This is a genomic window from Stenotrophomonas sp. SAU14A_NAIMI4_5, from assembly GCF_003086795.1.
In the GTDB taxonomy this organism is placed as follows: domain Bacteria; phylum Pseudomonadota; class Gammaproteobacteria; order Xanthomonadales; family Xanthomonadaceae; genus Stenotrophomonas.
Map to the genome: position 1 here is coordinate 4531147 of NZ_CP026003.1, position 23131 is coordinate 4554277.

Genomic DNA, 23131 nt, shown 5'->3' on the forward strand with positions numbered 1-23131 from the left:
GCCATGAACGCGCTGACCGACCGCCAGGCGTGGCTGTTCTCGATCAAGACCTACCTGGCCGCAGTGGCCGCGCTGTACATCGCCATGGCCGGCAACCTGTCGCGCCCGTACTGGGCGATGGGCACGGTGTACATCGTCAGCCAGCCGCTGCTGGGCCCGACCCGGGCCAAGGGCGTGTACCGCATCGTCGGCACCCTGGTGGCCGGCCTGGCCACCCTGCTGGTGCTGCCGGCGCTGGTGGAAACGCCGATGGTGCTGAGCGCGGCGATGTCGATCTGGCTGGCAGGCTGCCTGTTCCTGGCCCTGCTCAATCGTGGCCCGCGCGGCTACGCGTTTCTGCTGGCCGGCTACACCACGGCCTTCATCGGCTTCCCGGCGGTGACCTCGCCGGAAACCATCTTCGACACGGTGGTGGCGCGCAGCGAGGAGATCATCCTCGGCACGGTGGTGGCGGTGCTGGCCGCGTCGCTGCTGTTCCCGGCCTCGGTGCAGCCGATGCTGCGCACCCGCATCGGCAACTGGATGGAGGATGCCGCGCAGTGGTGTCGGCAGATCCTCGAGCGTGGCCGCGCCCATGCCCCGCGCAACCGGCTGGCCGCCGACCTGGTGCAGTTCGAGGCGCTCATCGAGTTCCTGCGCCGCGATGATCCGCGCCATGCGGGCTCTGCGGTTTCGATGGAACGCCTGCGCGAGCGCATGCTGCTGTTGCTGCCGGTGCTGTCGTCGATTGCCGACCGCCTGAGCGCGCTGCGCAGCGAGGGGCAGACGCTGCCCGAGGGCCTGCCGGCGCTGGTCGATGACATCCACGACTGGATCGATACGCCCGCCAGTGCCAGCGACTATGCCCGCCTGCGTGCACGCATCAGCGCACTGAAGCCGCAGGTGGACAGCGACCTGCAGCACCTGCAGCTGGCCAGCCTGCTGCTGCGCCTGGAGGAGCTGGTGGACCTGTGGCAGGACTGCCGCACCCTGCAGCACGCGATCGACCACGGCACCGCGCCGCTGGACCGCACCCACTACCGCATCCGTACCGAGCGCGTGGCCACCGACAAGCACGTCGACTACGGCATGGCGCTGTTCTCCGCGCTCAGCGCCGGCGTGGCGCTGATGAGCTACTGCGTGCTGTGGATCGGCCTGGGGTGGGAAGGCGGCGGCAACGGCGCGATGATGGCGGCGGTGACGGCCGCGTTCTTCGCCGCGCAGGACGACCCGGCACCGAGCATGGTCTCGTTCCTGGTCTGGGCCATCGTCGCTTCGCTGGTGGCCGGCGTGTACCTGTTCGGCGTGTTCCCGGCCGTGCACGACTTCGGCCTGCTGGCGCTGGTGCTGGCGGTGGCGTTCCTGCCGCTGGGCCTGCTGCTGCACCACCCCAAGAGCGCGCTGTTCGCGCTGCCGCTGACGGTCAACCTGGCCGCGCTGCTGAGCCTGCAGAACACCTACAGCGCCAACATCCAGAGCTTCCTCAACTCGTCCATCGCGATGTTCATCGGCATTGGCTTCGCGGTGGTGATGACCCGCCTGTTCCGTTCGGTGGGTGCCGAGTGGACCGCGCGCCGGCTGGTGCGGCAGGGCTGGACCACGCTGGCCGAAGCCGCAGAAGGGCGCGGCCAGCAGGACCGCCAGCGCTTCGCCGCACGCATGCTGGACCTGCTGGGCCTGCTCGCCCCGCGCCTGGCGGCGACGCCGGAAGGCAGCGACATCGCCTCGGTGGACATGCTCAACGAGGCGCGCATCGGCCTGAACATCCTGCAGCTTCGCCGTGCCCGTCTGGAACTGCCGGAGCGCAGCCGCGAGGCGGTCGAGCACATCCTGGAAGAGATCGCCGCGCACTACCGTCGGCAGATTGCCGCACGCCGGCCGATTGCCGCCGCCGAAGCACTGCGCGAGCGCCTGGATACGTCGCTGGGCCGGGTCGGTGGCGTGGGCGCCTGCAAGGCACGCGACGAGGCGCTGATGGGCCTGATCGGCCTGCGCTTCGCGCTGTTCCCCGAAGCGAAGGCGCTGGCGCCGGGCTTGTCGATGAGTGCGGCCGAACAGCCGTAGCGCGATACCCTGTGCAGCCACAGACCCCGCGCCGGGGTCGGATCCTTCGCCAACGGCGAAGGCTCTGACCCCGCCATGCACAGGACGGTTCAATGAGTTACGACATGATGGTGTTCGAGCCCAGCGCTGCACCCCGCGAAGCAGCGGCCTTCATCGCCTGGTTCGATAAGCAGGCGCAGTGGGGCGAGAACCACGAGTACGACGATCCGGCGGTGAGCAGCCCGGCGCTGCAGGCGTGGTTCGCGGAGATGGCGCGGGACTTCCCGCCGATGAACGGGCCGCTGAGCAACGACGATGACGACCGTGCCGAGGTGACCGACTACAGCATCGGCCGCGCGGTGATCTACGGCGCGTTCGCCTATTCGGTGGCAGAGCGCGCGCATGGGCGCGTGCAGGACCTGGCCGAGAAGCACGGCGTGGGGTTCTTCGATCTGAGTGCGGATGAAGCGGCGATCGTGTTCCCGGATGGGCTGGTGTTGATCGCGGAATGAAGGTGGCGGCAGGGCTACGCCCTGCACCTGCGGTAGTGCCGGCCGCTGGCCGGCAACCTCAACGTCAAAAGCTGGCTATCCGTGGGATGGCGGGGGCGGGTCCGGTTGAGGGGGACGCCGTAAACCCGTCCATGGGGGCTTGGTCGCGGCATCCATGCCGCTCACACCCCCTCAACCGGACCCACCCCGCCTTCGACAGTTTCCCGCGGCTGTCGGAACGGCGCTCTGCTCTGGTGGGTGCCGACCGTTGGTCGGCACGGGGTCGGATATCGATGTCTGACAGATGTGTCGACCAACGGTCGACACCTACCAACAGCCGCAGTTGCCAGCAGATCCACGCCATGCGTGGATGGGGTCAGAGCCCGTTCCCGTCGGGAACGGGATCCGACCCCGCTTCGGCGCCCAGCCGCCAGGCCAGGCCACTCAGACGGCTGGCATGCCGCTTCAGCGCGGCCACCAGCACCTCTTCGCTGCCGGCCACATGCAGGCGCTGGCGGGCGCGGGTGAGGCCGGTGTAGACCAGTTCGCGCGACAGCACGCGGCTGTCCTGCCGCGGCAGCTGCAGCCACACTTCATCGAACTCCGAGCCCTGTGCCTTGTGCACGGTCATCGCGAAGGCGCTTTCGTGCGCGGGCAGTGCGGCAGGGTGGAAGGCACGCGGCTGTTCGGCGGTGTCGCCGGGGAACCAGGCCACCATCGCGCCGCTGGTGTCGCGCAGGCAGATGCCGATGTCACCGTTGAACAGGCGATGGCGGTAGCTGTTTTCAGTCACCAGCAGCAGGCGGCCCTGGAAGTAGCCGGGCATGTTGCCGGCCAGCAGCTGTTCGATGCGGCTGTTGAGCCCGCGTGCGCCCTGGGGGCCTTCGCGCAGGGCGGTCAGCACGCGCAGGCGACCGGCCTGCTGCAACGCGCGGCCGGGGTCTTCGGCCTCGGCCAGCGCGCGCCAGTGCGAGAGCAGGTGTTCGCGCTGGCCACGCAGCGGGTCGGCATCGTTTTCGTGGAAGCTGATCCCGGACAAGCTGCCGCTACGCAGCAGGGCCAGCGCGGTGCCGCTGTCACCTTCGCGCACCGCCTGCGCCAGCGGTGCCAGCTGCAGGGCATCGCTCTGCCGGTAGCCGCGCTGCAGCTGCACGCGACGGCCAGCGAAGGAGCGTGGCGCGGCCTGCGGCTGCAGGGTCGGCGCGGCCAGCAGTCCATGCAGGGCCTGCGCGTCATCGGCTCGGGTGCCGCCGCCATCGCCGCTGGCACGCAGGATGGCGCTGAGCACATCGCCTGCTTCCACCGAGGGCAGCTGATCCGGGTCACCCAGCAGGATCAGCCGCGTGCCGCTGGCGATGGCATCGATCAGTTTGGCCATCAGCGGCAGGTCGATCATCGAGGCTTCGTCCACCACCACCACGTCCACCGGCAACGGGTTGTCGGCGTGGTGGCGGAAGCGCGGCGAATCGGGAATGACACCGAGCAGGCGATGCAGGGTGGTGCCGGTGCTCGGCAGCGCCGCGCACAGCGCTGGGTCCAGGCCTTCTTCCTGCAGGCGCTGCACGGCCAGACGCAGGCTTTCGGCCATGCGCTCGGCGGCGCGCCCGGTCGGCGCGGCCAGCGCCACCTGCGGCAGCGGTTCGCCGGCATGCAGGGCCTGCGCGGCCAGCAGCAGCAACAGGCGCGCGATGGTGGTGGTCTTGCCGGTACCGGGGCCGCCCGTGACCAGCGCCAACGGGTGGCGCAGAGTCACGCCGGCGGCACGCGCCTGGTGGTCTTCCTGGGTGGCGGCAACGGGGAACAGGCGCGCGAACAACGGCGCCAGCGCCGCCATGTCCGGCGCCGGCAATGGATGTCGGCCGATGCGCTGCAGGCCGGCAGCCAGCTGCCGCTCGTATTCGCGGTAACGGCGCAGGTACAGCAGGCCGTTTTCCAGCACCAGCGGTGCCTCATCGGCGGCCGCCTCGGGATCCTCCGGCTGCGCTACCCACGGCGATGCCTGCAGCTGGGCCAGCCACTGCGCGGGTGCGGGCCAGGCGTGGAAGCCTTCCAGCAGGCGCTGCGGCTGTGACGGATCGAAGGCGGCGTGCCCCTGTGACACCGCCAGCGATGCCAGCGCGGCGGCAACCGCCACGCCATCGGGGGTGTCCTCGCGCAGCCGCCGCAGGCTGGTGGCCAACGCGTGGTCGAGGGTGCGCAGGTGGCCACCGCGGTACAGCTGCTGCAGCAGGGTGGCACTCATGCGCTGGCTCCAAGGGCACGCGCGACCAGGTCGGCATGGGCGGCGTCGCCCCCGGCGAACAGCGCATCCAGTCCATCCACCAGTTCCGGCGCGAAGCGGTCCACGTGCACGCCATTGCCGTTGCCATCCAGGCCACGGCAGAACAGGTAGCGGATGCCGCCCATGTCACGCGCGTAGTCGTAAGTGCGGCCCAGGCGGAAGCGCAGCCAACGGTGCAGGGCCACGGTGTAGATCAGCGCCTGCAGGTCGTATTCGCTGTGGCGCATGGCGATCTGCAGCAGGTCCGGGCTGTAGCCCGGCAGCCGGTTGGATTTGTAGTCGAGCACGTACCAGCGCCCATCGCGCACGTAGGTGAGGTCGATCTTGCCGGTCATCAGCCCTTCCAACCGGCGGCGCAGGCCGAAGCCGCGGCGCGCGCTGGAAATGCCGTGCGCGTGCAGCAGCTGCAGCAGCGCGGGCACGGCGGTCGGTTCGATGGCGAAGTGGAATTCGATTTCAGCGCGGCGCTCACCCTCGCCCAGGCTGTGCAGGGCACCGCCTTCGGGCAGTGCGACGGTGAGCGTATGGCCGACCAGCGGCACCAGCACCGCCACGCCATCGTCCAGGTCCTCGTCGGCATAGCCTTCGTCGTGCAGCGCCTTGCGCAGCAGGTCGGCCTGCCCTTCGGGCGCGGGCTGGTCGGCTGTCCAGCCGCCCCAGGCGGCGAAATCGACGTTCTCCAGCGCTTCGTGCAGGACGTTGCCGAAACGGCTGCCCATGAAGCGCGGGTCCAACGGTGCGGCGTCGGCAGCTGCGGGTTCGGGCAGGGCCGGTTCCAGCGGCAGTTCCGCACCCGCCGGTTCGTCGGCGGCCGGTGCCGGCAGTTCGGTGGCTGCTGCTTCGACGTCGTCGCCGGCATCGGCATGCGCCAGCTGGGTGAAGCTGTACACCCACCAGTCGTGCGGTACGCGCCGGGTCAGGCTGCGCACGGCCGGCAGTTCGCCGTCCTGTTCGACCGGCAGCTGCGGCAGCCGCAGCACCGGATCGCTGTCGTCGATGTGCACATCGGGGTGCGCGTGCAGCGCCTGCAGGTCGCCCAGCAGCGGCGCAAGGCGGGTCTTGCCGAGCCCGGCGAGATCGCCGATGGCGATCCACAGCGCATGCTCGGCGCGGGTCAGGCCCACGTACAGCAGGCGCGCATCCTCGGCGCGCTGCTCGCGTTCGCGCTGGCCGCTGGCTGCATCCCAGGCCTCGTCCTTGTCCAGCTTCCAGTGCAGCTGGCGCTCGCCGCCCACGTGCACGGTGCAGTGCGCGGCGTTGTTGGGTGCGCCACCGTCGATGCCAACGAACGGCAGGTAGACCAGCGGGTACTCCAGGCCCTTGCTCTTGTGCAGGGTGATGATCTGCACGCGGCGCGCATCCGACTCCAGCCGCAGCAGCTGCTGCTCGTCGTTCTGGTCGGCATTGGCCATCTGCCCCTGCAGCCAGTCCAGCAGGCCATGCATGCCCAGCGCCTGCGCGGAGGCTTCCTGCAGCAGTTCGCCCAGCTGCAGGTAGTTGGTCAGCCGACGCTCGCCATCGATCAGCGCCAGCAGGCGTTCGCCCTGTGCGGCGCAGACATCGGCCACCACGGCGAACGGGCCACCGCGCTGCCAGCGCTCGCGCCAGTGCAGCAGCTGCGCCTGGAACGCGCGCTGCAGGTCACCCTCACGTTCCATGTTGGCGATCGCACTGGCCCGCTGGCCGAGCAGCACCGTCGCCAGCGCCGCACGCAGGCGGCCTTCGTCAGCCGGTTGCAGCAGGGCCAGCAGCAGCGCGCGCAGGTCGCGTGCCTCGCTGGTGGAGAACAGGCTCTGCTTGCCCGCCGCCACCGCCGGAATGCCCACCGCCGCCAGCGCGCGCTGCACCAGCGTCGCCTCGCGGTGCGAGCGCACCAGCACGGCGATGTCACCGGGCTGCACGGCGCGGCCGCGCAGCACGGCGGTACCGGCACGCGCATCCAGCAGGGTCTGGTGGATGGCGGCGACGCAGGCCTGGGTCGCGGCAGCACGCGAGGCGTCGGCACTCATCGCCTTGTCGCCTTCGCTGCGCAGCACGCGCAGGGTGAGTGCCGGGGCCGCGGCACCGTCGCGCAGGTAGTCGTCGTCCGTACGCACGCCACCGGGGCGGACCGGCTCGAAGCCGATACCTGCTTCCAGGAAGGCGTCGTCGCCACCGTTGTCGTACAGGGCCTGCAGCGCGCGCAGCACCGAGGGCCGCGAACGGAAGTTCTGGTCCAGCGGTGGTGCCGGTCGTGCAGCCTGCTTGGCCTTCAGATAGGTGTGGATGTCACCGCCACGGAAGCCGTAGATCGCCTGCTTCGGGTCGCCGATCAGGAACAGCGCCGGCGGCAGGCCCAGTTCCTGCACCTCCGGCGAATCGCCGAACACGGTGTGGAAGATGCCCCACTGACGATCGTCGGTGTCCTGGAACTCATCGACCAGGGCGATGCGGTACTGCAGGCGCAGCTTGCGCACCAGCTCCAGCCGCTGCGAACCCTCCAGCGCCTGCGCCACACCATCGATCAGATCGTCGTAGGTCTGCACCCGGCGCGTGCGCTTGAGCATGGCCAGCCGCTGCGTGGCTTCTTCACGCAGGCTGTGCAGGAAATTCAGCGACGCAGCGCGCAGCCATTGTTCGCGCTGGGCCAGCAGCGCCACGTAGCGCTCCAGGGGAGCCTGCAGCGGCGAGGACGGCGTGCGGTCGACGAACTTCTTGTTGGTCTTGGCCACCAGCGCATCGGCCAGCAGCGCCGGCAGGCGGTCGCTGCTCAGCAGCTCGCCGGCATCGTCGCGCGCGGCCCAGGCCAGCAGCTGCCGGCCCAGCGGGTGCAGCCAGCCCAGCTTGTAGGAAACGCCGTTGATCCATTTGTTGTCGACCGCCTCGCACAGATCGAGGAAGAACTGCTCGCCGTGCTCGCGCACGGCCAGCGACAGGTCCGCCGCGGCGGCCTGCAGCGCCGGGCGCGGGTCATCCACCGCCAGCGGCTGCGGGCGCGGGTACAGCGGCGGCGAGGCCAGCAGCGCGCGCAGGTCCGAGGCCAGCGCATCGGGGTTCGACCACAGCCAGAGCAGTGGCTCCAGCGTGGCCGGATCATTGGCGTGCACGCGCCACAGGTCGGCGGCCAGTTCCTCCAGCAGCTCGCGGTCGCTGGCCAGCAGTTCCGGCGGATCGAAGGTGTGCCCGCTTTCCAGCGCATGTTCGCGCAGCACGCGGGTGCAGAAGCCATGGATGGTGAAGATCGAGGCCAGGTCGATCTCGTCGGCGGCCACCTGCAGGCGGCGCTTCAGCGCGGCAGCGCTTTCGCCACTTTCGTCGAGATGGCGCTGCAGCACCTGTCGGGTCAGCAGCGCATCGGGCGCCTCGTCGTCGGCCGGCGGCAGGTCCACCAGGCGCGCAGCCAGGGCCAGGCGCTCGCGGATGCGCTTGCGCAGCTCCTGGGTGGCGGCATCGGTGAAGGTCACCGCCAGGATCTGGCCGATGCGCAGGCCCTGTTCCACCACCAGGCGGGTGAACAACGTGGCCAGGGTGAAGGTCTTGCCGGTACCGGCGCTGGCTTCGATCAGGCCGATGCCCTGCAGTGGCAGCAGCAGGTAGGGGTCCACGGGGGTGGGGTTCACGGGGGTGCTCATGCGTCGGCCTCCTTGCCGGTGCCACCCGGGCCACGCCCGTCGCGCACCGCGCCGAATACCACCTGGCTGTTGCGCACCAGGTCGGCGTAACTGTCGTCATCGGCGAAGGGATCGGCGCCGCGCAGCAGCAGCTGCCAGGCATCGCTGTTGGCTTCGCCCCAGCTGCGGTCGCTGCCGTGCCACTGCTTCCAGCCTTCGCTGCGTTGTTTTTCCACCGGTGCGGTGAACAGCACCCAGCCGGTATAGGGTGCGAAGCGCAGCGGCTCGCGCAGGCCGCGCTGGCGCAGCTGCAGCAGCGCGCGCAGGGCACTGCGTGCGGCCGCCGCGCCCGGTGCCGGCTGGATGTGCGGGCCGGGGCCGGCATCACCTCCATCGTGGAACTGCACCAGCGGCAGCGCATCGCCGGCCGCGTTGGCCAGCAGCCAGTCCAGGCCCTGGCGGATCACCGCGTTGCCGTTGAGCGTGCCGGCGCGCAGGCGCACCAGGCCCTGGGGATGTCGATCAGCCACGCGGCCGTGCAGGCGCACGCCGTCGATCTCGACTTCGTAGCGGCGGCTTTCCAGCGGCTGCCCCTGCATCCAGCCCAGCATCGCGCTGGCATAAGGACGGGTCTTGAGCTGTTCGGCTTCGAACTGGCGCTCGCCCAGCGCACCCGATGGCAGCAGGCCGCGCGCGCGCAGGCGCGGGTACAGCGGCTCGACATCACCGCTGATGGTGGCGCGCACCACTGCGGCCTGCACGCTGCGCTTTTCCGGCCCGCGCGAGGACAGCACCAGCGGCTCCAGGTCGTCCACCTCCTCGACATCGTCGGCCAGGCGCAGGCCCAGCGCCTGGGCCAGGAACTGACCGGCCGGGTCGCACAGGAAGCGGCGCAGCGTGTCCAGGGCGACCTCGTCTTCCACCGCGTCATCCAGCGGTGGCGGCAGCGCGGCATCGAACCACGGCTGCAGCCCGCCGCGCTGGCCGGCCATGCGCCCTGCGGCCGGGTGCCACTGGCGGCGGTAACTGAAACGACGCGGGTCGCCTTCACCGAAGGCGGCGGGCGAGAACGGCTGCAGCGCGTGGCGCACGGTTAACGCACGCTTGGCCTCGTCCGGCGCCTGGTGGTACTCGGCGGCGGCGTCGATCAGCTCGCTGACCAGCACCGAGGGCTCGCGCACGCTGCCATCGCGCGGGTCGGCGCCGAGGTAGCTCAGGTAGAACACGTCCTGCGCGGCGGCAAACAGCTGCAGGAACAGGAAGCGGTCATCCTCGCGGGTGGAGCGGTCGCCCGGGCGACGGCGCGGCGTGTCCAGCTCGGCTGTCAGCTGGTTCAGGCCAGCCGCCGGGTCGCGGCGCGGGAAGTCACCATCATTCAGGCCCAGCACGCAGATCACCCGGAACGGCAGCAGGCGCATCGGCACCATGCGGCCGAAGCTGATGCCGCCGGTCAGCAGCGGCGCACGGGTATCGGCCTCGGACAGCGCGCCGGCGAAATGCGCACGCACCACTTCCGGCGGTACGCCGTCCTCGAAGCCGGCCTTGCGGGCGTCGTCGGCGAACTGGTTGAGCAGCTTGCGCAGGCGCTCCAGCGCGCGCTGGCTGTTGGGCGAACTGGGTGCTTCCGGAAGCAGCGCATCCAGCAGGGACAGCAGGCGCTGCCGCCACTGCGCCGGGGTCAGGGTCTCGCCGAGGCGACGCTGGTACAGCGCCAGTACGCGCAGCAGGCGCAGCAGCCGGTCCAGCGCGTCCAGCGCGCCGCCTTCCAGCTCGATCCACGGTGCCACGCCGGCCAGGTCGACATCGCTGCCGGTGGCGTGGCCCAGCAGCAGGCGGTCCAGCGCGAACTGCCAGGTGTAGGCGTCGTCGCGCGGTGCCTGCAGCTGGCCGCGATGGTTGGCGTCGATGCCCCAGCGGGCGCCGGCCTGCTGCAGCCAGCCATGCAGGCGGTCGAAGTCCACCGCCTCCAGCCCGGCCGCCTCGGCCAGCGGTGCGCTGGCCAGCAGGTCGAGGATCTCGTTCAGGCCGAACCGCGACACCGGCAGCGACAGCAGGTGCACGAACACATCGGCCAGCGGCTCGCCCGCCAGCGGGCTGCTGTCGGCCAGCGCATAGGGAATGTGTTCCTCGTCGCCGCCACGGCCGCCGAACACGGCTTCCAGGTACGGCACGTAGGGATCGATGTCCGGTGCCAGCACCGCGATCTCGCGGGCCTGCAGCGGCGGGTCGAAGCGCGGGTCCTGCAGCAGGCTGCGCAGCTGGTCGTGCAGCACCTGCAGTTCGCGCAGGCGGGTGTGGCAGGCGTGCACCTGCAGGCTGGGGTCATCGCTGCGCGGTTCCTCGCGCAGCTCGCCCGAGGGCAGCGCTCGGCGGTGGAACAGGTCGCGCTGCAGGCGGTGCAGCAGGCTGTCGGCCAGCCCGCCCTCGGCCAGGGTCGGGCGGGTGTCGTCTTCGGGATCCGAGTACGCGGCGATCTCACCGGCCGGGTGCACCACTTCGTAACTGCCCAGCACGGCCATGAAGTCGCGGCCGGCCGCGCCCCAGGCTTCCAGCAGGCGGTTCTCGCCGGCGGCTTCGCCAAAGGGATCGGGTGCGCCGCTGCGCAGGCGCTCGGCCAGGGTCTGCAGGTCACCCCAGTACGACTGCACCGGGGTCGGCATATAGAAGTGCAGCTCGCCGACCCGGGCCTGGGTGGCCATCACCCGCAGCACGTCGGGCGAGATGTTCAGCGTGGCGAACGCCGACAGGCGCGGCGGCAGGCCCTGTGGTTTTGGCTTGTCCGGGCCTTCGAAACGGTCGAGGTAGTCCTGGATGCGGCGCGCGCGGTAGCCGCGTCCTGCGGAAATGGCCCGCCACAGGATCGCCTGCGGGTCGGCCGGGTCGGCGCCGGCATCCCAGCGCAGCAGCCAGTCGCGGCGCCAGGCCTGGTACTTCTCGAACACCGAGGCCAGTTCACCGGCCAGCGCCCACGGCTTCAGGGCGTCACCCCCGGCAAGATAGGCCTGCAGCGCACGCATCGGTGGCTGCGCCAGCAGCACGGGGTCGCGCAGCGCCTGGTACAGCTTCCAGTGCAGGCCGGCGGCGTCCAGGTCGTCGGTTTCGCCATCGACATTGGCGTTGAGCGCCCGCGCGACGAACTCACCCGGGGTGAGGAACTCGAGGTTGGCGGCGACCCCGTACTCGGCCGCCAGTGTCGCCTGCAGCCAGCGACGCATCGCCACCTGCGGGATCAGCACCACCTCCGGCGCCAGCAGCGGCTGCCCCGGCACCGGAGTGCGCACGTTTCGGGCCAGCAGGGCGGCCAGCACGTCCAACGAGTTGGAGTGATAGAGGCGGAAGTCGCTGAACGGGTCGGTCATCGTGCACAGTGTGCAGGACGCCCGGCAGTATTCAATGGTGACGCACGTCACTGGGGCGCGCAGCGAGCGCTGCGATGGATTGTTCCGGCGCCGCCGGAAATTGTCCCGGCCTGCCGGTGGCCGCGACGTGCCACAATACTGGACCGTCCAGTCTGCTTATGTTCAGCCGGCTGACCCCACCCTTCGATGTCTAAAAAACGTTAATGGTGCCCATGTCGGCTTCCGCCTCCAGTCTGGTGCAGTTGTCCAACGTCCGCATCGACCGGAGCGGACGCACGATCCTGCGTGACGTTTCCCTGCAGGTTCCGCAGGGCAGCATCACTGCGGTGCTGGGCCCGTCCGGCAGCGGCAAATCGACCCTGCTGGCCGCGCTGACCGGCGAACTGCGCCCGGTCGCCGGCGAGGTCACCCTGTTCGGCAAGCCGATCCCGCATGACAGCGGCGCGCTGCTGGAAATGCGCAAGAGCGTGGGCGTGCTGCTGCAGGGCAATGGCCTGCTGACCGACCTCACCGTGGCCGAGAACGTCGCCCTGCCCCTGCGCACCCATACCCGCCTGCCGGCGGCGGTGCTGCGCCGGCTGGTGCAGATGAAGCTGCACGCGGTGGGCCTGCTGGCCGCCGCCGATGCCTGGCCGCGCGAGCTGTCCGGCGGCATGGCGCGCCGCGTGGCACTGGCCCGCGCGCTGGCCCTGGACCCGCCGCTGATGATCTACGACGAGCCGCTGACCGGGCTGGACCCGATCGCCTCGGGGGTCATCATGAGCCTGATCCAGCGCCTCAACCACAGCCTGGGCCTGACCAGCATCATCGTCAGCCACCACGTGCACGAGACCCTGCCGATCTGCGACCAGGTGATCGCCATTGCCAATGGCGGCATCGTGTTCCAGGGCACGCCCGAAGCGCTGCAGTCCAGCCAGGACCCGCTGCTGCGGCAGTTCCTGCACGGCCAGCCCGATGGCCCCATTCCGTTCGATGCCGCGCCGCGCGCGAGGGTTGCCTGATGCCGTTCGTGCAAGCCACCCGTTCGCTGGGCCGCGCCGGCCTGTTCTCGCTGACCGTGCTGCGCGGTTCGCTGCCCACGCGTGATTTCCTCGCCGAGCTGACCCGCGAGATCTACAAGATCGGCGCGCGCTCGCTGCCGATCATCGCCGTCGGCGGTGCCTTCGTCGGCCTGGTGCTGACCCTGCAGGGCTACCGCACGCTGACCACCTTCGGTGCGGCCGACGCGCTGTCGACCCTGCTCGGCCTGTCGCTGTACCGCGAGCTGGCACCGGTGCTGACCGCGCTGCTGTTCATCGGCCGCGCCGGCAGCTCGATCGCCGCCGAACTGGGCCTGATGCGTGCCACCGACCAGATCAAGGCGCTGGAGCTGATGGCCATCGACCCGGTGGCCAAGGCGGTGGCCCCGCGCTTCTGGGCGGCGGTGCTGACCGTGCCGCTGCTCACCGGCATCTTCTGTTCGCTGGCCATCAGTGCCAGCTACTTCGAAGCGGTGCACGTGCTGGGCCTGGACAATGGCGTGTTCTGGTCGGCGCTGCGCAACAGCGTGGACTTCTGGGATGACTTCGGCGTGGCGATGCTGAAGTCGGCGATCTTCGGCGGCACCGCCGCGCTGGTCGCGTCCTACGTCGGTTTCCACGCCGAGCCGACCATCGAAGGCACCTCGGTGGCCACCACCCGTGCGGTGGTCAACGCCTCGCTGCTGGTGCTGATGTTCAACTTCGTGCTGTCGGCAATGTTGTTCACCTAACCCCTCCTCCGGCGGTGCGCAGGGCGCGCGGCCACCACGACTCGATCAGGTAATCCACATGGCCATACGCGGTCCCAGACTCGAATTCTCCGTCGGCGCATTCCTGCTGCTGGCCCTGGCATCGCTGATGGTGCTGGCCGTGGCCTCGACCAACCAGCGCTGGAGCTGGGGTGGCGGCAGCGGCTATGAACTGAAGGCGCGCTTCTCCCAGGTCGGCCAGCTGCGCAAGCAGGCGCCGGTGAAGATCGGCGGCGTCACCGTCGGCCAGGTCGCCTCGATCGAACTGGACCCGGTGAAGTTCGAATCGATCGTGACCCTGCGCATGGACAGCAAGGTCAAGGACCTGCCGGCCGATACCTCCGCCGGCATCTTCACCAGCGGTTTGCTCGGCGAGAGCTATATCGGTCTGCAGCCCGGTGGTGATCCGGAGGTACTGAAGCCCGGTGAGGAGATCGTCTTCACCCAGCCGGCGGTGGACCTGCTGCAGCTGGTCGGCAAGTACATGTTCAGTGGCAGCGCCGGTGGCGCTGGCCAGAAACCCAACGATGGCGAGCAGTCGCCTGCAACGGAACCGCAACCATGAAGATGAAACTGATCCCGGCCCTGCTGGCCTCGTCGCTGCTGCTGGCTTCCCCGTTCCTGGCCCAGGCGCAGTCCACCGCCCCCGCCGTGACCGCCCCGCAGGGCCAGGCCGGCAAGGTGGTCATCGACGCCAGCAGCCGCATCATGTCGACCCTGCAGCAGCGCCGCGCTGAGTTCACCAGCAACCCGGCCAGCCTGCGCAGCTACATCGACAGCGAACTGACCCGCACCTTCGACCGCGACTATGCCGCGCGCCTGGTGCTGGGCACGCACGCCCGCGGCGCCTCCGATGCCGACATCAAGCTGTTTGCCGATGCGATGGCCGACAGCCTGATGCAGCGCTACGGCTCGACCCTGCTGAACATCCAGGGCAAGCCGAGCTTCCGCCTGAAGGGCGAGAGCCCGCTGCCGGGCAACCGCGGCGTGCGCGTGGCCACCGAACTGGTGCGTGCCGGCAACGAGCCGACCCCGGTCGAGTACTGGATGCGCAACGTCAACGGCCAGTGGAAGATCTTCGACGTCAACATCGAAGGCATCTCCTACGTGCAGACCTTCCGCAACCAGTTCGATGCCCCGCTGCGCCAGAAGGGCATCAAGCAGGTGGCCAGCGAACTGCGCAGCGGCAGCATGCAGGCCGGACCGGCCGGCAATGGCAAGTAAGCCACTGGCGCTGCTGGAAGGCGACACCCTGCGCCTGCGCGGGGTGCTCGACCGTGCCGCTGTGATCGCCCTGTGGCCGCAGCTGCAGGCGTTGCCGGCAAAGCTGGCACGGCTGGAACTGGGCGAAGTCGAGCGCGTTGACAGCGCTGGCCTGGCGCTGCTGGCCGAACTGGCCGCGCGTGCCCGCACCCAGGGCCACCCGCTGTCGATTTCCGGCACCCCTGCCGGTTTCAACGAACTGAGCGCAGCCTACCGGCTGTCGCCCGATCTGGATTTCAATGCACCTTCTGCTGCGAGCTGACATGAACGTCGTACGCGCGTTTCCCCTGATGATCCTGGCCCTGGCGCTCAGCGCCTGTGCCGGCAAGCCCGCGCGCAGCGATGCGCCGGTGGCCGACACCGTGGTTCCGGCCAGCGCACCGGCCGATGCACCTGCTGCCGATGCCGGCACGGTTGACGCGGGACCGGCGGCCGCCATGGACGACGCGACGGCCACGCCGCCGCCGGCCACGAATGCCGGAACCGATGCCGAAACCGATGCCGCCACGGCCGCGGCCGCCGCTGCGCCCGGTGGCGACGACGATTTCGACGCGCTGTACGGCAACGCCGGCACCGCTGCCACCACCGCTGCCTACGACCCATGGGAGCCGCTGAACCGCCGCGTGCACCGCTTCAACGTGGGCGTGGACAACGTGATCGCGCGTCCGCTGGCCACCGCCTATACCCATGTCGTGCCGCGCTTCGCGCGTACCGGCGTGAGCAACTTCTTCAGCAACATCCGTTCGCCGGTCACCATCGTCAACCAGCTGCTGCAGGGCCGCCCGGATGATGCGTGGGATACCTTCGGCCGCTTTTTGATGAACTCGACGCTGGGCATCGGTGGCCTGTTCGATCCGGCCAGCAAGGCGATGGTGCCCAACCGCCGCGAGGACTTCGGGCAGACCCTGGGTGCCTGGGGCTGGCGCCGTTCGCGTTACGTGGAACTGCCGTTCTTCGGCCCGCGTACCGTGCGCGATGTGTTCGGCCTGGCCGGTGACATGCCGCTGTCGCCGATGCGCACGATCGAGGAAGACAAGATCCGCATCGCGCTGCAGGGCCTGCAGCTGGTCGATACCCGCGCGCAGCTGATGGCGGTCGACGACCTGCGCAGCTCGGCGGTGGATGAGTACGCGCTGGTGCGCGATGCCTGGCTGCAGCGCCGCAACTACCAGATCGAGAACGACCTGCGCGGCAAGCGCGAGCGTGGCAGCGACGATGAGAATTCGCCGATCCCGGTGGATGCCATGCCGATGCCGAACTGGACCAACTGATCGCGTTGGTCCGCGCATTAAAAAACCCCGCCTTGGCGGGGTTTTTTTTGTGCGTCGCCTGGGGTCGGAGCCCTTTCCCCTGGGAAAGGGATCCGACCCCATGCGATCAGGCGGCCAGTGCGGCGTCGATCGCCTCGCACAGGCGCGCGTCATCGGCGGCCACGTCCGGGGCGAAGCGTGCGACCACCTTGCCATCGCGGCCGACAAGGAACTTCTCGAAGTTCCACAGCACTGCCGGTGCAGCGTGGATCGGGATCTCCTTGCTGGCCAAGCGCTCGCGCAGCGGGCCTTCGCCGATCGCCTGCGGCTGGGCGGCGGTCAGCTGCTGGTACAGCGGGTGGGTGTCTTCACCGGCCACGCTGATCTTGGCGAACATCGGGAAGGTCACGTCGTAGGTCAGCTGGCAGAACTGCTGGATTTCCGCCTCGCTGCCCGGCTCCTGGCCGAGGAAGTTGTTGGCCGGGAAACCCAGCACTTCCAGGCCCTGTGCCTGCTTTTCCGCGTACAGCGCCTGCAGGCCTTCGTACTGCGGGGTCAGGCCGCACTTGGAGGCGACGTTCACCACCAGCAGGACCTTGCCCTGGTAATCGCCCAGGGTGGACGGCTGGCCGTCGATGGTGGTGAGGGAAATGTCCTGGATCGGGGTGCTCACGCGGGGGCTCCGGCTATGCCGTGGAAAGGTCCACCAGCATAGCGCTGCGCGTGTGCGTCGCGTGCGTTCAATCGACGCAGATCGTGCCCTGTGCCTTGCCGTCTTCGATGCGCTGGCGGCAGCCGAAGTTCTGGCTGACATCACGCTGGCAGGTGCCCGTTGCCACCACGCCCGCCTCGGGTTCACCCGTGGCCAGGCACTGGCCGCTGCAGTCGCGCTTGCTGCTGCAGGCCTTGCCGGCATCGGCATAGGGAATCACGCACTGCACGCGCTGCAGGCGGCCCAGCGGCTGCAGAGTGCCGCCGGCGGCGCGGCAATCCACGTCGCGCGCTTCCTGGTAGGCCTCGGTGGCTTCCGGTGTGTCAGGGGCGGCCGGTTGTGCGGTCGTATCGGCGGCCGGCGGCGTGCTGCTGCAGGCCGCCAACAGGGCGGCCAGGGCCAGGCTGGCAAGGAAGCGAAGGCGCATGGTCGGACCTGCAGGCGGTGATCGAGGCCGCCAGCATACGCATTGCGTGGTGCAGGTGGTGTGTCAGCGCACTCAGGTCTCTTCGCCCTCGCTGGCCTCGTCCTCACCGCCCTCTTCCTCGGCTTCCCCGAGGTCGCCCAGCAGCTGCTGCACCTGTTCGTTGGCAAGGGTCTCCACGCCACGCAGGCGGCGCTCGATGGTGCGCGTCTTGCGGCTGGCCGCGCCGATGCTGCGGCCGACCGTGGTGATCTGCTTCTCGGCCTTCTCGAGGATGCCAGCGAACTTGCCGAACTCGCTCTTCACCGCACCCAGCAGGCTCCACACTTCGCTGGACCGCTTCTCGATGGCCAGCGTGCGGAAGCCCATCTGCAGGCTGTTGAGCAGCGCGGTGATGGTGGTCGGGCCGGCCACCACCACGCGATGGTCGCGCTGCAGCAGGTCGACCAGGCCGGGCCGGCGGATGATCTCGGCGTACAGGCCTTCGGTGGGCAGGAACATCACCGCGAAATCGGTGGTGTGCGGCGGCACGATGTACTTCTCGCTGATCGACTTGGCCTGCACCTTCACCGCGCGCTCCAGCTGCACGCCCTGGATGCGCACCAGCTCGGCGTCACCCTGGTCCTGCGCGTCCAGCAGGCGCTCATAGTCCTCGCGCGGGAACTTGGAATCGATCGGCAGCCACACCGGCGCGTCGTCGCCGCGGCCGGGCAGGCGCACCGCGATGTCGACCATCTCGTTGCTGTCCGGGCGCACCTTCACCGCGCGCGCGTACTGCTCCTGGATCAGGGTCTGCTCGAGGATGTTCTCCAGCTGCACTTCACCCCAGCTGCCGCGCGTCTTGACGTTGGTCAGCACGCGCTTGAGGTCGCCCACGCCGGTGGCCAGCTGCTGCATCTCGCCCAGCCCGCGCTGCACCTGTTCCAGGCGCTCGGAGACCAGCTTGAACGACTGGCCCAGGCGCGTTTCCAGCGTGGTCTGCAGCTTCTCGTCCACGGTCACGCGCATCTGTTCCAGCTTCTGCGCGTTGTCGCTCTGCAGCGCGCGCAGCTGTTCTTCCAGGGTCGTGCGCATCTCGGCGATGCGTTGTTCGTTGCGCTGGGTCAGTTCCTGCAAGCGCAGGCCCAGGCTTTCGGTCAGCCGCTGCTGCGACTGCGCCCCTTCCTCGCGGCCCTTGCGGGCATCGTCCACCAGGGTCTGGCGCAGCGCGCCCAGCTGGGTGTCGGTACGCGTGGTCAGTTCCTGCAGCTGTTGGCCGAAGGCGTGGATGCGCGCCTCCTGCTGCTGGCCGAACACTTCCAGCTGCGCGCGCAGTTCCTGCAGGCGCTGGCCCATCAATGCACCGCTGCGCTGCTGGCTCTCGGCCGCTTCAGCACGCGCCTTGCGTGCATCTTCGCCGAGCGCTTCGCGCAGCAGGTCCAGGCGCTGGTCGGTGCGGGTGGACAGGTCGGTCAGCGCACGGGCGAAGCCATCCAGCTGTTCGCGCAGTTCGCTGCGGCCGGCCCGCGCCTCCTCGCGCACCGCCTGTTCCAGGCGGTCATGGGGCGGGCGGCGCAGCAGGGCGATCAGCTGCAGGACGAGGACGGCCAGCAGGAGGCCGCCGATGAGCAGGAATTCGGTTTGCATGCCACCAGTGTAGGCTGGCCCCGTCTCAAACGCTGCGTCTGACCATGCTCGAACTGTACGGAAAGCCGACCTCGATCAACGTGCGCAAGGTGCTGTGGCTGTGCGCCGGGCTGGACTTGGCGGTGCAGCACCACGCTGCCCCTGATGCAGACCTGCTGCGCGGGCTGAACCCGAACGCACAGGTGCCGGTGCTGCGCGAGGGCGACTTCGTGCTGTGGGAATCCAACAGCATCTGCCGCTACCTGGCCACGCGCGCCGGGCGCGATGACCTGCTGCCGGTCGAGCCGCAAGCGCGGGCGCGGGTGGAGCAGTGGATGGACTGGCAGGCGACCGATCTGAACACGGCATGGCGCCACGTGTTCATGGCGCGCGTGCGCGGGCATGCGGATTACCCGGACGATGCGCGGGCGGAGGCGAGCCTTGCGCAGTGGAACCGGCTGATGGCGATGCTGGATGCGCAGCTGGCGCGCCACGCGTACGTGGCCGGCGATGACTTCACTCTGGCTGACATCGTGCTGGGGCTGTCGACGCAGCGCTGGCGCAGCACGCCGGGCGGCAAGCCGGTGCTGGCGAATGTCGACGCGTGGTTCGAGCGGTTGCGGCGGCAGCCGGGGTTTGCGGCGCACGTCGACAACGGGGTTGCCTGAGGGGTGGGGTCTTTTTGCAGGGCTTGCAGCCCTGCACCTGCTCAATGCAACGGCAACGGCAACTGCAAAAGCTGGGTATCCGTGGGATGGCGGGGTGGGTCCGGTTGAGGGGGACGCCGTAAACCCATCCATGGGGGCTTGGTCGCCGCTTGCTCGTGTGCGCTGTCCTGCGCACACGGCAAGACCGGGGTTGGGCGTCCTGCCCAACCCGCCCGAGGCATGCCTCGGGCCCATGCCGCTCACACCCCCTCAACCGGACCCACCCCGCCTTCGACAGTTTCCCGCTGCTGATGGTGGGTGCCGACCGTTGGTCGGCACGGGACCTGCTCTGGTAGGTGTCGACCTTGGTCGACACAGGAGCGAAGCGACCGGCTTCTGCTCTTCTTTTTTTTTTTCCGTGGCTGGACGCGCACGGAAATTTTCAGAGGTCGGGCGGGTGGGTTTTGCATTCCGCGACCAGCCACGAGGGGCTCAGCCGTTGGCCTGGATCCTTACCAGCCTTCCAGCACGATCTTGCCCTTCGCGCGATTGCTCTCCACCAGCGCGTGCGCGCGCCGCAGGTTGGCGGCATTGATGCGCCCGAAGTGCTCGCCCAGCGTGGTCTGCAGCACGCCGGCATCGATCAGCTCGGCCACGCGGTTCAGCAGGTCGTGCTGGCGCTGCATGTCGGCGGTCTTGAACAGCGGGCGGGTGAACATCAGTTCCCAGTGCAGCGACAGCGCCTTGCGCTTCAGCGCCATCACGTCCAGCTGGCCGGGGTCGTCGATCAGGCCCAGCTGGCCCTGCGGCGCCAGCACTTCCACGATCTGCGCGTAGTGCTGGTCGGTGTGGGTCAGGCTGGCCACGTGCTCGACCTGCGGGATGCCCAGCCGGGCCAGGCCTTCGGCCAGGGGCAGGCTGTGATCGATCACGTGGTGTGCGCCCATCGCATAGACCCAGTCCTGGGTGTCCGGGCGCGAGGCGGTGCCGATCACGGTCAGCTTGGTCAGCGTGCGTGCCAGCTGCACCAGGATCGAGCCGACGCCGCCGGCCGCGCCGATCACCAGCAGGGTCTGCCCTTCACCGCCGCCCTCGACGATGCGCAGGCGGTCGAACAGCAGTTCCCAGGCGGTGATCGCGGTCAGCGGCAGGGCCACGGCGGCGGCATCGTCGAGGCTGGCCGGCTTGCGGCCGACGCTGCGCTCGTCCACCAGCTGGTACTCGGCATTGCTGCCCGGGCGGTCGATCACGCCGGCGTAGTAGACCGCGTCGCCGGGCTGGAACAGGGTCACCTCGCTGCCCACCGCATCGACCACGCCCACCGCATCCCAGCCCAGCACGCGCGGGCCTTCGGTGGCGGCGTTGCGGCGCACCTTGGTATCCACCGGGTTCACCGCCACGGCGCGCACCGCCACCCGCAGGTCGCGCGGGCCCGGCTGCGGCAGGTCCAGGTCGATGTCGATCAGGGCCTGCGGGTCATCGATCGGCAGGCCGGCGTGGGTGTAGGCAATGGCGCGCATGGCAGCGGTCCAGGGGGGAAAGGAATCCACAGCGTGCGCCGCGCGCGGCCCCCCGGAAAGGCGCAGAATCGGTCAGCACTTTCACTCCGGCAATGAAAATGATCCGTTTCGACGATCTGCAGCTGTTCGTCCGCACCGCCGCACTGGGCAGCTTCTCGCAGGCCGCACGCGAGGCCGACCTGCTGCCCGGCCAGGTGGCCGCCGCGGTGGCACGGCTGGAACGCGAGCTGGACCTGCGCCTGTTCGTGCGCACCACCCGCAGCCTGCGCCTGACCGGCGAGGGCGCGCTGTACCTGCCCTACGCGCAGGATGTGCTGGCGACCCTGCGCGAAGGCCAGGCCCGCGTGCAGGGCGAAGACGCCGACCTGCACGGCACGCTGCAGCTGTCGGCGCCGTCGGATTTCGGCCGCAACCTGCTGCTGCCGTGGCTGGCCTCGTTCCGCGCCGCGCACCCGCGGCTGCGGCTCCACCTGCGCTTGTCCGACGAGGTGGCCGACGTGTTCCGCGACCCGGTGGACGTGGCGATCCGCCTGGGCCACTTCGACGATGCCAGCTACGTGGCCCTGCCGCTGCTGGAGGGCAACCGTCGCGTGCTGGCGGCGTCGCCCGCCTACCTGCAGCGGCGCGGCGTACCAGCGCGGCTGGAGGACCTGCGCGAGCACGACTGCCTGGCCTACCAGCTGGGCGGACGCACCCACGACCGCTGGGCGTTCGAGGTCGAGGGACGGCGCGTGGTGGTGCCGGTGCGCGGCCCGCTGGTCTGCGACGATGCCGACGTGGTGCGGCGCTGGGCCGTGGCCGGTGAAGGCATCACCTATAAATCCTGGCTGGACGTGCGCGAGGACGTGCAGGCCGGGCGCCTGCAGGTGCTGCTGGACGGCGTTGGCAGCCACATCCCGCTGCAGCTGGTGTGCCCGCACCGCAAGCAGTTCTCGCCGGCGGTGCGGCAACTGCACGCGCAGCTGCGCGATCACCTGCAACCGCTGCTGTCCGGCCTGCCCGGTGGCGAGGGCGGCCCCCTGTCGCCGGCCGCGGCGGTGGCCGACAATGGCGCCCCCCCGCAACAACAATGAGCCATGCCATGCCGTGGATGGGCATCCAGGACCTGTGGACGTTCCTGCTCGCCGTGCTGGTGTTCCTCGCCCTGCCCGGGCCCGGCACCTTCACCCTGCTTACCGCCACCGGCCGCGGCGGCGTGCGCGGCGGCTACACCGCGCTGGCCGGCCTGCTGCTCGGTGACCAGATCCTGATGTGGCTGGCACTGGCCGGCGTGGCCGCGCTGCTGAAAGCCAACCCGCTGGTCTTCCACGCCGTGCAGTACCTCGGCGCGGCCTATCTGGTGTGGGTGGGCATCAGCCTGCTGCGCACGCCGAAGACCGAGGGCGGCGATGCCGGCCCGATCCGCATGCAGCCCGGCCGCTACTTCCAGCAGGCGATCCTGGTCAGCCTGCTCAACCCGAAGGCGATCCTGTTCTACATGGCCTTCCTGCCGCTGTTCATCGATCCGAAGGCGCACCACGGCATCGCGACCTTCGCGGCGCTGGCCGGCATCATCTTCGTGGTCAGCGTGGCGTACTGCTCGCTGCTGATCGGCGCGGGCAACCTGGCCCGTCGCCATCTCATCCAGCATCCGCGTATCAGCACCGTGCTGCGTCGCGTGGCCGGCCTGTTCCTGGTCGGCTTCGGCATCCGCCTGGGGCTGAACGGATGATCCGGCGGATGGCGGTGCTGGTGTTCGCCGTGCTGCTGGCCGACACCGCAACAGCGGCAACAGCGCAGGACCATCGCTGCCTGACCGGTGGCCGCAACGACAGCCTGCACCTGCTGTGGCGCTGGCTCGACGATGGCAGCGCCGATGTGCAGTACGCCGGGCAACGCGGTCGCCTGCCGGTGCAGCGGGTCTCGCAGGAAACGACGGTGCTGGACGAAGACCGCCCCTCCCAGTTCGACAGCGTGTGGGAAGAACGCATCGAGGGCCGCCGCAACGGGCGCTACCCCCTGACCACGCAGGGCGCGCGCGTCTACGGTTTCAGCTACGAGCGCGTGCGCGACGGGCGCCGCACCGAATTCAATGAAGACGTCGAGGCGTGGCAGGAAGACGGCTGCCAGTGGCCAGGTGTCGAACCGCTGACCGTAGCGTCGAGCCTGCTCGACTGATGTGCCCGTAGCATCGAGCTTGCTCGACTGATGCAAAGAGCA

19 protein-coding genes are annotated in these 23131 nt (G+C 69.7%); 12 read left to right on the top strand and 7 right to left on the bottom strand.

Translation table 11 applies throughout. The annotated features are described in order from the left end of the window. Positions 1–3: 3 nt before the first annotated feature. A complete protein-coding gene (locus tag C1925_RS20680; RefSeq protein WP_108770532.1) occupies positions 4–2043 on the top strand; it encodes an FUSC family protein in 2040 nt (679 codons plus the stop codon). A gap of 92 nt (positions 2044–2135) precedes the next feature. After that, entirely contained in the window at positions 2136–2534 is a 399-nt protein-coding gene (locus C1925_RS20685) for a hypothetical protein (protein ID WP_108770533.1), read from the top strand. A 355-nt stretch (positions 2535–2889) separates the two neighbouring features. Here C1925_RS20685 and recD read toward each other — a convergent pair whose 3' ends face one another. The 3 genes from recD to recC are packed head-to-tail and all read right to left on the bottom strand — an operon-like array spanning position 2890 to position 11743. Next, positions 2890–4755 carry an exodeoxyribonuclease V subunit alpha gene (recD, locus tag C1925_RS20690; RefSeq protein WP_108770534.1) on the bottom strand — a complete coding sequence of 622 codons (1866 nt, stop codon included), beginning with the start codon at positions 4753–4755 and terminating at the stop codon, positions 2890–2892. Beyond that, positions 4752–8405: an exodeoxyribonuclease V subunit beta gene (gene recB, locus C1925_RS20695; protein ID WP_108770535.1), complete on the bottom strand. Its 3654-nt coding sequence runs from the start codon at positions 8403–8405 to the stop codon at positions 4752–4754. The genes recD and recB overlap by 4 nt, the downstream gene beginning before the upstream one ends. Further along, positions 8402–11743, bottom strand: a complete 3342-nt coding sequence (gene recC, locus C1925_RS20700) for an exodeoxyribonuclease V subunit gamma (protein ID WP_108770536.1) — start codon at positions 11741–11743, stop codon at positions 8402–8404. The genes recB and recC overlap by 4 nt, the downstream gene beginning before the upstream one ends. A gap of 212 nt (positions 11744–11955) precedes the next feature. On the opposite strand from recC, the gene C1925_RS20705 reads away from it, so the two are divergent. From C1925_RS20705 to C1925_RS20730, 6 genes are read left to right on the top strand one after another with little or no spacing between them, the layout of a single operon-like run. Then, positions 11956–12744: an ATP-binding cassette domain-containing protein gene (locus C1925_RS20705; RefSeq protein WP_079225437.1), complete on the top strand. Its 789-nt coding sequence runs from the start codon at positions 11956–11958 to the stop codon at positions 12742–12744. Then, a complete protein-coding gene (locus C1925_RS20710; RefSeq protein WP_079224408.1) occupies positions 12744–13493 on the top strand; it encodes an MlaE family lipid ABC transporter permease subunit in 750 nt (249 codons plus the stop codon). Before C1925_RS20705 ends, C1925_RS20710 begins: the two co-directional genes overlap by 1 nt. A 58-nt stretch (positions 13494–13551) precedes the next feature. Then, a complete protein-coding gene (gene mlaD, locus C1925_RS20715) occupies positions 13552–14076 on the top strand; it encodes an outer membrane lipid asymmetry maintenance protein MlaD (RefSeq protein WP_108770537.1) in 525 nt (174 codons plus the stop codon). Next, positions 14073–14735 (top strand): ABC transporter substrate-binding protein, encoded by a 663-nt coding sequence (locus tag C1925_RS20720; protein ID WP_108770538.1) that lies wholly within the window; start codon positions 14073–14075, stop codon positions 14733–14735. The genes mlaD and C1925_RS20720 overlap by 4 nt, the downstream gene beginning before the upstream one ends. Next, positions 14725–15036, top strand: coding sequence for an STAS domain-containing protein (locus C1925_RS20725; RefSeq protein WP_108770539.1), 312 nt, complete (start codon positions 14725–14727; stop codon positions 15034–15036). The genes C1925_RS20720 and C1925_RS20725 overlap by 11 nt, the downstream gene beginning before the upstream one ends. A gap of 1 nt (position 15037) precedes the next feature. Then, complete coding sequence (locus C1925_RS20730) at positions 15038–16045, top strand: VacJ family lipoprotein (protein ID WP_108770540.1); 1008 nt, start codon at positions 15038–15040, stop codon at positions 16043–16045. Positions 16046–16151: 106 nt separating this feature from the next. Here C1925_RS20730 and C1925_RS20735 read toward each other — a convergent pair whose 3' ends face one another. The 3 genes from C1925_RS20735 to rmuC form a co-directional block, all read right to left on the bottom strand. Continuing rightward, complete coding sequence (locus C1925_RS20735; protein ID WP_108770541.1) at positions 16152–16697, bottom strand: glutathione peroxidase; 546 nt, start codon at positions 16695–16697, stop codon at positions 16152–16154. 67 nt (positions 16698–16764) lie between these two features. Then, positions 16765–17163 carry a hypothetical protein gene (locus C1925_RS20740; RefSeq protein ID WP_108770542.1) on the bottom strand — a complete coding sequence of 133 codons (399 nt, stop codon included), beginning with the start codon at positions 17161–17163 and terminating at the stop codon, positions 16765–16767. 72 nt (positions 17164–17235) lie between these two features. Further along, positions 17236–18786, bottom strand: a complete 1551-nt coding sequence (gene rmuC, locus C1925_RS20745; protein WP_108770543.1) for a DNA recombination protein RmuC — start codon at positions 18784–18786, stop codon at positions 17236–17238. Positions 18787–18830: 44 nt separating this feature from the next. On the opposite strand from rmuC, the gene C1925_RS20750 reads away from it, so the two are divergent. Continuing rightward, positions 18831–19433 carry a glutathione S-transferase N-terminal domain-containing protein gene (locus tag C1925_RS20750; RefSeq protein ID WP_108770544.1) on the top strand — a complete coding sequence of 201 codons (603 nt, stop codon included), beginning with the start codon at positions 18831–18833 and terminating at the stop codon, positions 19431–19433. A gap of 491 nt (positions 19434–19924) precedes the next feature. Here C1925_RS20750 and C1925_RS20755 read toward each other — a convergent pair whose 3' ends face one another. Beyond that, complete coding sequence (locus tag C1925_RS20755) at positions 19925–20932, bottom strand: zinc-binding alcohol dehydrogenase family protein (RefSeq protein WP_108770545.1); 1008 nt, start codon at positions 20930–20932, stop codon at positions 19925–19927. A gap of 92 nt (positions 20933–21024) precedes the next feature. Between C1925_RS20755 and C1925_RS20760 the strand changes: the two genes are divergently transcribed. Genes C1925_RS20760 through C1925_RS20770 form a run of 3 tightly spaced genes read left to right on the top strand, consistent with a single transcriptional unit; the run spans position 21025 to position 23089 of the window. Beyond that, complete coding sequence (locus tag C1925_RS20760; RefSeq protein ID WP_108770546.1) at positions 21025–22005, top strand: LysR family transcriptional regulator; 981 nt, start codon at positions 21025–21027, stop codon at positions 22003–22005. Positions 22006–22013: 8 nt separating this feature from the next. Further along, complete coding sequence (gene leuE / locus C1925_RS20765; protein WP_108770547.1) at positions 22014–22643, top strand: leucine efflux protein LeuE; 630 nt, start codon at positions 22014–22016, stop codon at positions 22641–22643. Next, the gene (locus tag C1925_RS20770; RefSeq protein WP_108770548.1) at positions 22640–23089 is read left to right on the top strand and encodes a hypothetical protein; all 450 of its coding nucleotides are present in this window, start codon (positions 22640–22642) and stop codon (positions 23087–23089) included. Before leuE ends, C1925_RS20770 begins: the two co-directional genes overlap by 4 nt. Positions 23090–23131: the final 42 nt, after the last annotated feature.

What these genes read in the sequence shown, in the direction of transcription:
- C1925_RS20680 (WP_108770532.1), top strand. Translation starts at nt 4, where the DNA reads ATGAACGCGCTGACCGACCGCCAGGCGTGGCTGTTCTCGATCAAGACC.
- C1925_RS20685 (WP_108770533.1), top strand. Translation starts at nt 2,136, where the DNA reads ATGAGTTACGACATGATGGTGTTCGAGCCCAGCGCTGCACCCCGCGAA.
- recD (WP_108770534.1), bottom strand. Translation starts at nt 4,755, where the DNA reads ATGAGTGCCACCCTGCTGCAGCAGCTGTACCGCGGTGGCCACCTGCGC.
- recB (WP_108770535.1), bottom strand. Translation starts at nt 8,405, where the DNA reads ATGAGCACCCCCGTGAACCCCACCCCCGTGGACCCCTACCTGCTGCTG.
- recC (WP_108770536.1), bottom strand. Translation starts at nt 11,743, where the DNA reads ATGACCGACCCGTTCAGCGACTTCCGCCTCTATCACTCCAACTCGTTG.
- C1925_RS20705 (WP_079225437.1), top strand. Translation starts at nt 11,956, where the DNA reads ATGTCGGCTTCCGCCTCCAGTCTGGTGCAGTTGTCCAACGTCCGCATC.
- C1925_RS20710 (WP_079224408.1), top strand. Translation starts at nt 12,744, where the DNA reads ATGCCGTTCGTGCAAGCCACCCGTTCGCTGGGCCGCGCCGGCCTGTTC.
- mlaD (WP_108770537.1), top strand. Translation starts at nt 13,552, where the DNA reads ATGGCCATACGCGGTCCCAGACTCGAATTCTCCGTCGGCGCATTCCTG.
- C1925_RS20720 (WP_108770538.1), top strand. Translation starts at nt 14,073, where the DNA reads ATGAAGATGAAACTGATCCCGGCCCTGCTGGCCTCGTCGCTGCTGCTG.
- C1925_RS20725 (WP_108770539.1), top strand. Translation starts at nt 14,725, where the DNA reads ATGGCAAGTAAGCCACTGGCGCTGCTGGAAGGCGACACCCTGCGCCTG.
- C1925_RS20730 (WP_108770540.1), top strand. Translation starts at nt 15,038, where the DNA reads ATGAACGTCGTACGCGCGTTTCCCCTGATGATCCTGGCCCTGGCGCTC.
- C1925_RS20740 (WP_108770542.1), bottom strand. Translation starts at nt 17,163, where the DNA reads ATGCGCCTTCGCTTCCTTGCCAGCCTGGCCCTGGCCGCCCTGTTGGCG.
- rmuC (WP_108770543.1), bottom strand. Translation starts at nt 18,786, where the DNA reads ATGCAAACCGAATTCCTGCTCATCGGCGGCCTCCTGCTGGCCGTCCTC.
- C1925_RS20750 (WP_108770544.1), top strand. Translation starts at nt 18,831, where the DNA reads ATGCTCGAACTGTACGGAAAGCCGACCTCGATCAACGTGCGCAAGGTG.
- C1925_RS20755 (WP_108770545.1), bottom strand. Translation starts at nt 20,932, where the DNA reads ATGCGCGCCATTGCCTACACCCACGCCGGCCTGCCGATCGATGACCCG.
- C1925_RS20760 (WP_108770546.1), top strand. Translation starts at nt 21,025, where the DNA reads ATGAAAATGATCCGTTTCGACGATCTGCAGCTGTTCGTCCGCACCGCC.
- leuE (WP_108770547.1), top strand. Translation starts at nt 22,014, where the DNA reads ATGCCGTGGATGGGCATCCAGGACCTGTGGACGTTCCTGCTCGCCGTG.
- C1925_RS20770 (WP_108770548.1), top strand. Translation starts at nt 22,640, where the DNA reads ATGATCCGGCGGATGGCGGTGCTGGTGTTCGCCGTGCTGCTGGCCGAC.